The organism is Streptomyces sp. UNOC14_S4, from assembly GCF_020740835.1.
In the GTDB taxonomy this organism is placed as follows: domain Bacteria; phylum Actinomycetota; class Actinomycetes; order Streptomycetales; family Streptomycetaceae; genus Streptomyces.
In genome coordinates this window covers 1-6,807 of the sequence record NZ_JAINFC010000418.1, presented here as the reverse complement: position 1 = coordinate 6,807, position 6,807 = coordinate 1, and the positions used below count along the sequence as shown (strand labels likewise).

6 protein-coding genes are annotated in these 6,807 nt (G+C 72.0%); 4 read left to right on the top strand and 2 right to left on the bottom strand.

The window, feature by feature from the left end:
* Positions 1 to 350 precede the first annotated feature (350 nt).
* Entirely contained in the window at positions 351 to 1,499 is a 1,149-nt protein-coding gene (locus tag K6I34_RS28250; RefSeq protein WP_229330070.1) for a S1C family serine protease, read from the bottom strand.
* Between the two features lie 201 nt (positions 1,500 to 1,700).
* On the opposite strand from K6I34_RS28250, the gene K6I34_RS28245 reads away from it, so the two are divergent.
* Positions 1,701 to 1,943 carry a DUF1876 domain-containing protein gene (locus tag K6I34_RS28245; RefSeq protein ID WP_121801467.1) on the top strand — a complete coding sequence of 81 codons (243 nt, stop codon included), beginning with the start codon at positions 1,701 to 1,703 and terminating at the stop codon, positions 1,941 to 1,943.
* Between the two features lie 52 nt (positions 1,944 to 1,995).
* Here K6I34_RS28245 and K6I34_RS28240 read toward each other — a convergent pair whose 3' ends face one another.
* Positions 1,996 to 3,789 (bottom strand): bifunctional UDP-sugar hydrolase/5'-nucleotidase, encoded by a 1,794-nt coding sequence (locus tag K6I34_RS28240; RefSeq protein ID WP_229330068.1) that lies wholly within the window; start codon positions 3,787 to 3,789, stop codon positions 1,996 to 1,998.
* 182 nt (positions 3,790 to 3,971) lie between these two features.
* On the opposite strand from K6I34_RS28240, the gene mshD reads away from it, so the two are divergent.
* The 3 genes from mshD to K6I34_RS28225 all read left to right on the top strand — a co-directional run bounded on the left by mshD (position 3,972) and on the right by K6I34_RS28225 (position 6,539).
* On the top strand, positions 3,972 to 4,904 hold the full coding sequence (gene mshD, locus K6I34_RS28235) for a mycothiol synthase (protein WP_229330066.1): 933 nt from the start codon (positions 3,972 to 3,974) through the stop codon (positions 4,902 to 4,904).
* 307 nt (positions 4,905 to 5,211) lie between these two features.
* Positions 5,212 to 5,601, top strand: coding sequence for a GntR family transcriptional regulator (locus K6I34_RS28230; protein WP_229330064.1), 390 nt, complete (start codon positions 5,212 to 5,214; stop codon positions 5,599 to 5,601).
* Positions 5,598 to 6,539 carry an ABC transporter ATP-binding protein gene (locus tag K6I34_RS28225; RefSeq protein ID WP_229330062.1) on the top strand — a complete coding sequence of 314 codons (942 nt, stop codon included), beginning with the start codon at positions 5,598 to 5,600 and terminating at the stop codon, positions 6,537 to 6,539. The genes K6I34_RS28230 and K6I34_RS28225 overlap by 4 nt, the downstream gene beginning before the upstream one ends.
* Positions 6,540 to 6,807 lie beyond the last annotated feature (268 nt).

Here is a 6,807-nt window from a genome sequence, read left to right as displayed (position 1 = left end):
GCTCACCTCTGGTTTTCGGCGGGGTGGGGGGCGCGCAGCGTTTGGCTTTCAGCCTCGCACGTTGCGGGTTGCCCTTGCGCGGGGGATCACCCTCCGGGGCTCCGCCCCGGGCCCTGCCAGGGGCTCCGCCCCGGGCCCTGCCAGGGGCTGCGCCCCTGGACCCCCTCGCCCATGGGGGTGCGGCTTGCGCTTGGCGCGCGGCTGCGGGTCCGGTGGGGGCTTGTCGCGCAGTTCCCCGCACCCCTAACGGGCGCTGCCCCTGACGGGCGCTGCTGGTCGCGCCCGCGCGGCGGAGCCGCAAATGAGACACAGTCCCGCGCCCCTTACGGGGCGTTGCCCCGCCGGGTGCTTCAGTTTCCGCCTGCCCTCAGTTTTGCCAGGTCTGCCTTGACCGTGTTGATCGGGATGGCGAAGCCGAGGCCCACGCTGCCTGCCGAGTCGGTGGAGCCGCTGGAACCGGAGGCGTACATGGCGGAGTTGATGCCGATGATCTCGCCGTTCATGTTGATCAGCGCGCCGCCGGAGTTGCCGGGGTTGAGGGAGGCGTCCGTCTGGATGGCCTTGTAGGTGGTCTTGGACGAGCCGGTGTCGCCGTTGTACTGGTTGCCGCCGAACTCGAACGGCCACTGCGGGAAGCCACCGCGGCCCTGGCGCTGCTGTTGCTGTTGCTGTCCCGGCTCCTTGGCGACCGTCACGTCGCGGTTCAGGGCGGAGACGATGCCGCTGGTCACCGTGCCGGTGAGGCCCTCGGGGGAGCCGATCGCGACCACGTCGTCGCCGACCCGGATCTTGTTCGAGTCGCCGAGCGTCGCGGCCTTCAGGCCGCTCGCGCCGTTCACCTTGATCAGCGCGAGGTCCTTGTCGGGGTCCGTGCCGACGACCTTGGCGGTCTTGGAGCTGCCGTCGCTGAACTGCACCTTCACGGTGTCCGCGCCCGCGATCACGTGGTTGTTCGTGATGATCTCGCCGTTGCTCGTGATGACCACGCCGGAGCCGGTGGACTCGCCGGAGGTGGTCGTCGCCTTGATCTCCACGATGCTCGGGCTCACGGCCTTGGCCACCGCCGAGACGCCGCTGCTCTTGGAGGAGGCGTTCTCCACGGGGACGGAGTGACTGCTGCCGCCCGAGCGGCTGGTGAGCTCGCCGACCAGGGCCGCGGAGCCGCCGCCGACGACGGCCGCGACGATCGCGCAGGCGGCCAGCAGGGCCACCGGCCGCCGGGCACGGCGGGGAGCGGCGTGGGCGCCCGCCGCCGGGTCGCCGGGGGCCGGAGCGGCGAAGGCCGCGTAGTCACCGGGTCCGACGGGACCGCCAGGGCCACCGGTACCGCCGGCGCCCCCCTCGGCGTATGCGGGCGAGCCGTCGCCCGGCCAGACGGTGACGCCGCTCGCCGTGGTGACCGGCTGCTGGGGAGCGTACGGCGGCTGCGCCGGGTACGCGGGGACGTGCTGCTGGTGGTCCTGCTCCGGGGTGCCGTAGCGGCGGTCGTTGTCCGTCATGGGTACGACTGTGCTCCGGCTATATGAAAAGAGTCTGAGTGGGTGGTGAGAAGCCCGGCAGAAGCCCGTATGCCCGGTATAAGGGCCCGCCGGTCCACCGCCTGTTGGAGGGTTCGGCTATTCGGCGGCAGGACGGTTTCAAACATGGGTCATCCGGCTAATTTGTGCCAGATCTCGGGGCCCAGCGTGGAGAGGGTGGTCATGCAGCAGATTGCCGGCTGGCACGTGGAAATCGAGTTCGCCGAGGACGAGACGCATACGCGGGCCGCGGGGCTGCTGCGGCTGCGGGACGGCACCGAGCTGCGCGGGCGGGGCCAGGCCACGCGCGACCCCCGGGACCCGGACGAGCGACGGATCGGCGAGGAGCTGGCCGGGGGACGGGCCCTGCTCGACATCGGGCAGCAACTGCTGGCCAAGGCGGGGGCGGAGGTTCAGCACCTGTGAGCGGCGGGGGCCCGGGGCTTCGCCCCGGACCCCCTTCAGCGAATTACCGCGCTTACTTCACGACCGTGATGCGGTCCGCCTTCGGCGGGTCCAGCGGGGCCGTCTTCGACGAGTGGGCCGTCAGGTAGGCGATGAAGGCGTCCACGTCCGAGGTCGTGAGCTTCTTGTTCTTGCCCTCCTTGAAGGCCGGGAAGCCGTCGCCGCCGCCCGCCAGGAACTCGTTGGCCGCGACGCGGTAGGTCTTGGCCGGGTCGATCAGCGCGCCGTTCAGCTTCAGCGTGGACAGGTCGATCCGCGCCGCGCCCTTCTTGGTGAGGTCGAGCGTGTACGTCAGGCCCCTGCTCACCTGGAGGATCTTCGGCTCCGCCTCGTTGGGGCCGCTGACCTGCTGCTGGAGCAGGGAGATCAGCTGGGCGCCGGTGAGGTCGACCGAGGCCATCATGTTCGTGAACGGCTGCACGGTGAACGCCTCGCCGTATGTCACCACACCGTCGCCCTCCGAGCCCGACGCCTTGTACGCCAGGTCGGAACGGATGCCTCCGGGGTTCATGAGGGCGATCTGGGCGCCGCCCTTGTCGGCCGGTGCCAGGGCCTCCAGCTGGGCGTCCGCGATGACGTCACCGAGCGGCTTCTCGTACGCCTCCGAACCGCGCCCGTTGATGTCCGCCGAGATGTAGCCCACCGGCTTGTTGGCCACCGGGGCGGCCAGCTTCTTCCAGCGGTCGATGAGCGCCGTCATGTCGGGCGCCTTCGGCTGGTCGCGGTTCACGACGTGGTTGGCCGCGCGGGGGTGCTTCGCGGGCGTGCGGACGATGTCCTTCGTCCCGCGGTCGTACGTCAGCGTCGTCTCGGTGTAGAGCCGCCCGAAGGACGCCGCGGAGGTCACCGTGCGGGGCGCGCCCGACGGGTCCGGGATGGTGCAGTTGTACGCGGCGTGCGTGTGGCCCGTGACGAGCGCGTCCACCTTCGGGGTGACCTTCTTGGCGATGTCCACGATCGCGCCCGAGATCCCCGCGCCCGGGCCGGGGGTGTCGCAGTCGTAGTTGTACGCGCCGGAGGCGGGCAGGCCGCCCTCGTGGATGAGCGCCACGATCGCCTTCACGCCCTGGCGGTCGAGCTCCTGGGCGTACTTGTTGATCGTCTCGACCTCGCCGCCGAACTTCAGGCCCTTCACGCCCTCCGCGGTGACGACGTCCGGCGTGCCCTTGAGGGTGACGCCGATGAAGCCGATCTTCACGCCGTTGTGCTTCCACACGGTGTACGGCTTGAGGATGGGCTTGCCGGTCTTCTCGTCCGTGACGTTCGCGGCGAGGTACGGGAAGTCCGCGCCCTTGAACTTCTTGCCCTTCTCGTAGCAGCCGTCCTTCGGGTGACAGCCGCCCTTCTGCTTGCGTATCAGCTCGTCGCGGCCGCGGTCGAACTCGTGGTTGCCGACGGACGTGACGTCGAGGCCGAGCTTGTTCATCGCCTCGATGCTCGGCTCGTCGTGGAACATCCCGGACATCAGCGGGCTCGCGCCCACCATGTCGCCCGCGCCCGCCGTCACCGAGTAGGGGTGGCCCTTGCGGGCCGCGCGCAGCGAGCTCGCGAGGTACTCGACGCCGCCCGCGGGGACGGTCTTCTTGGAGCCGTCCGGCTGGAGCTCGGACACCGTGCCGGAGGAGCCCTGCGGGGGCTCCAGATTGCCGTGGAAGTCGTTGAACGACAGCATCTGCACGTCGACCGTACGGCCGTGGTGGGCGCTCGCCGGGCCTGCCGTGGCGAGAACCCCGGAGGCGGCGGCGAGGACGGCGACCGTCGTCGTCAGCCGTCTGGACAGACGCTTCCGTGGCGGCGTCGCTGACATTTGTTCCCCTTTATGCATCTTTGGAGCGCGTCCGGGCGCGTACGGGCCCGGACACAGGTGTTGCGGGTCGGGCGAAGCCTACGGTCAACGCGCGTAGTGCGACAGGAGCGTTGAGGTGACGATCCGGTGGCACCCTGCCGTCCGGCGGCCTCGATGTCACCCCCGGAACGTAGGCTCGCCCCATGAGTAGCGACGTCGCGAACAACAACACAGGCGGACAGCAGCGGTCGGTCGACGTGGTGGAGGAACTGACGCCGGAGGGGGCGCGGGAAGTCCTGCGACTGATCGAGGCGGCCGCCGCCGTGGACGGCCAGCCCGCCGTCTCGGAACAGGGCAGGCTGCAGCTCGAAGGGCGCCGTTCCGGCGTCCGGCACGTGCTGCTGCGCGACGGGCAGGGCGAGCTCGTCGGCTACGGCCAGCTGGAGGAGGGCGACCCGGTCGAGGCCCCGGCGGGCGAGCTCGTCGTGCACCCGGACCGGCGCGGCCGCGGGCACGGGCGGGCCCTGGGCAGCGTGCTGCTGGCGGAGTCCGGCAAGCGGCTGCGGATCTGGGCACACGGCGGACACCCGGCGGCGCGGCACCTCGCGCAGGTGCTCGGGCTGAGCCTCTTCCGCGAGCTGCGGCAGATGCGGCGGCCGCTGGCGGGCCTCTCCCTGGGCGAGCCGGTCCTGCCGCCCGGGGTGACCGTACGGACGTTCCGCCCCGGCGAGGACGACGCGGCCTGGCTGGCCGTGAACGCCGCCGCCTTCGCCCACCACCCGGAGCAGGGCTCCCTCACCCAGCGGGACCTGGACGACCGCAAGGCCACGTCCTGGTTCGACCCGGAGGGCTTCTTCCTGGCGGAGCGCGAGGGCGAGCTCATCGGCTTCCACTGGACGAAGGTGCACGCGGCGGAGCGGTTGGGCGAGGTCTACGTGCTGGGCGTGAAGCCGGGCGCGCAGGGCGGCGGCCTCGGGAAGGCCCTGACGGCCATCGGCCTGCGGCACCTGGCGGCGGCGGGGCTGCCGACGGCCATGTTGTACGTCGATGCGGACAACGGGGCGGCGGTGGCGGTTTACGAGGGGATGGGGTTCGAGGTGTACGAGACGGATCTGATGTACCGGACGGAAAGCTGAACGTACTTCCGGGGCACCCTCCGGGGCTCTGCCGCGTGGCTGCGCCGCTGGGCGGCTGCGCCTACGGGGGTGCGGCTTGCGCTGCGCGTGCGGCTGCGGGTCCGGTGGGGGCTTGTCGCGCAGTTCCCCGCGCCCCTGACGGGGCGCAGCCCTCGACGGGGCGCTGCCCCCCCGGACGGGTGCTGCCCCTGACGGGGCGCGGTCATTCTCCGCGGTCAGGGACAATGCTTCGTCGTTCCGGTTCGTTTGACAGGGGTGAGGGGGTGGACCACCCTTTCACTAGTCAAGTAGTGAAAGGGTGAGGCGCGTGGTCGAGTTCCGCATCGACCGGCGCAGCGGTGTCGCCACCTACCTGCAGATCGTCCATCAGGTGGAGCAAGCCCTGCGCCTCGGCCTGCTCGCCCCCGGCGACAAGCTGCCCACGGCCAAAGAGGTCGTCGCGGCCACGGCCATCAACCCGAACACCGTCCTCAAGGCCTACCGCGAGCTCACCCGCGACGGCCTGGTCGAGGCGCGGCCCGGGCTCGGTACGTTCGTGCGGCGGTCGCTGGCGCGGCCGCAGGCCGGTGCCGACTCCCCGCTGCGCGCGGAGCTGGCCGACTGGATGAGCCGCGCCCGCACGGCGGGGCTCGCCCGGGAGGACGTCGCCGCCCTGCTCGCCTCCGTCCTGGAGGAGAGCTTCGAGGAGGCCCGGTGACCGAGCTGACCTACCGGCACGGGCACACCGCCCTGGAAGCGGTCGGTCTGGGAGTACGGCGCCGCCGCGCGTGGGCCCTGCGCGAGTGTTCCTTCCGGCTGCCCGCGGGACGCGTCTGCGCCCTCGTCGGCCCGAACGGCGCGGGCAAGTCCACCCTGCTCTCCCTGGTCGCCGGGCTGCTCCGGCCGGCCGAGGGCTCGATCACCGTCTTCGGCGGCCGCCCCGGCGACGCCGCCGTGCGGCCCCGCGTCGCGTACGTCTCGCAGGACAAACCGCTCTTCCCCCGGTTCACCATCGCCGACACCCTGCGCATGGGCCGCGAGCTCAACCCCGGACGCTGGGACCAGGCCGCCGCCGAGCGACTCGTGAACGGCGGCGGGCTCTCGCCCAGCGCCCGCGTCGGCGACCTCTCGGGCGGCCAGCGCACCCGCGTCGCCCTCGCACTGGCCCTCGGCAAGCGGCCCGAACTGCTGCTCCTGGACGAGCCGATGGCCGACCTCGACCCGCTCGCACGCCACGAGATGACAGCCGCCCTCATGACCGAGGCGGCCGAGCACGCCACCACTGTCGTCATGGCCTCGCACGTCCTGTCCGAGCTCGACGGGGTCTGCGACTACCTGCTGTTGATGGCCGACGGGCGCATACGGCTCGCGGGGGAGGTCGAGGATCTCCTCGCCGCCCACGCGGTGGTCGTCGGCCGGCATGAACTTCCCGGGCCGCCGCGGGAATTCTCCACCCACACGGTTGTCGAGGCCCGTACGACGGGGCGTCAGCTCACGGCGCTCATACGGCCGGACGGGCCTGTGCGCGGCCCTTGGCGGGCCGCCGAGCCGTCCTTGGAGGAGCTCTTGCTGGCCCACTTGCGCGCGCCGGGGGCGCCTGCGTTGCTCACTCCTGGCGCGGAGCCGCGGGTGCGGCCGCGGCGGGGTGCGGCCTGATTGTCTGATGGCGGCGCCTACTGGGGAGTGCGGTTTGCGCTGCGCGCGGCTGCGGGTTCGGTGGGGGCTTGTCGCGCAGTTCCCCGCGCCCCTAAGAGCCGCCTACGAGCTCGGTCGCCCTTGCCCGTCCGGCGACTGCGGGCCGGTGGGGACTTCTCGCGCAGTTCCCCGCGCCCCTGACGGGGCGCCCCCGGACGGGCGGAGAGCCGACAGCGGGCGTGGGCACCCCCTACCGGCAGCCGACAACCGGTGGAGGGGGCGCCCCGTC

Coding starts and splice junctions, on each gene's coding strand:
- K6I34_RS28250 (WP_229330070.1), bottom strand. CDS start 1,499: ATGACGGACAACGACCGCCGCTACGGCACCCCGGAGCAGGACCACCAG.
- K6I34_RS28245 (WP_121801467.1), top strand. CDS start 1,701: ATGCAGCAGATTGCCGGCTGGCACGTGGAAATCGAGTTCGCCGAGGAC.
- K6I34_RS28240 (WP_229330068.1), bottom strand. CDS start 3,789: ATGTCAGCGACGCCGCCACGGAAGCGTCTGTCCAGACGGCTGACGACG.
- mshD (WP_229330066.1), top strand. CDS start 3,972: ATGAGTAGCGACGTCGCGAACAACAACACAGGCGGACAGCAGCGGTCG.